At 74.5% G+C, this 1,010-nt stretch carries 1 protein-coding gene; it reads left to right on the top strand.

The window, feature by feature from the left end:
* Nucleotides 1-99 precede the first annotated feature (99 nt).
* Nucleotides 100-744, top strand: coding sequence for a LysE family translocator (locus tag ABD249_RS00005; protein ID WP_344339044.1), 645 nt, complete (start codon nucleotides 100-102; stop codon nucleotides 742-744).
* The last annotated feature ends 266 nt before the right edge of the window (nucleotides 745-1,010 follow it).

The following is a 1,010-nucleotide window of genomic DNA, read 5'->3' as shown; positions in this document are numbered from 1 at the left end:
GTCGTCGTGCGCGGCAGGTGCGGCACGGCGACGTGGGAGGCGAGCGGACGCCGCTCGGGCGCACGTCGTAGGATCGATCGTCCGACGAGGGAGGTCCGAGTGGACGTGCTCCCGGTGCTCGGGTTCCTCGCTGCCGCATCGATCGCCCTCGTGATCCCCGGGCCGGACTGGCTGATCGTCCTGCGGTCGACGGCGCGGTCGCGTCGCAGCGGGCTGTGGAGCGCGCTCGGCCTGCTGTGCGGGCTCACCGTGCACCTCCTCGCGGCCGGCCTCGGGGTGTCGGCACTCCTCCTGGCGAGCCCGGAGGCGTTCCTGGTCGTGAAGATCGCGGGCGCGGTCTGCATCGGCTTCCTCGGCGTCCGCGCCCTGCTCGCCGCGGTTCGCCGATGGCGCGCACCGGAGGACGTCGCGCCCGCACCGGCGGAGGAGCGCCGTGCGCCGGCGGCGGCCAGCTGGGCGTCGGCCTTCGCGACGAACCTGCTGAACCCGAAGGCGGTGCTCTTCTTCGTCGCGGTGCTGCCGCAGTTCATCGAGCCGTCGTCGCCCGTGCTGCCGCAGGTGCTCGTGCTCGGCCTGCTCGGCATCGTCCTGACCACGGCGTGGTGGACGCTCTTCGTGCTGGCGGTGTCGCACTTCCGCGCGATCCTGCGTCGACGCCGGGCGCTCATCACGATCGACGCGACCTCGGGCGCCGCGCTCGTCGGCATCGGCGGCGTGCTGCTGCTCACCAGCCTCCACGGCTAGCGGGCGGTCGCCGACGACCGGACGGTGTGCGGGGCCGGCCCCTGCGACGCTCCGGCCCCGCACTGCACGGCGCGCACTGATCCCTCAACCACGCCGGCACCTCCGACGGTAGGTGGCGGCGCGGGGAACGCACGCCCGCGGCGCTGGACCGTCGACCGCAGGTGACAGATCCGCCGCCCGATGCGCCGGACGCATGACGAAGGGCCCGTCGCACCGGAGTGCGACGGGCCCTGCGTGCTGCGTGACGACTACTCGGCGGGAGCGGC

It is taken from the genome of Agrococcus versicolor (genome assembly GCF_039531815.1).
Taxonomy (GTDB): domain Bacteria; phylum Actinomycetota; class Actinomycetes; order Actinomycetales; family Microbacteriaceae; genus Agrococcus; species Agrococcus versicolor.
This window is presented reverse-complemented; position numbering and strand designations above follow the sequence as displayed.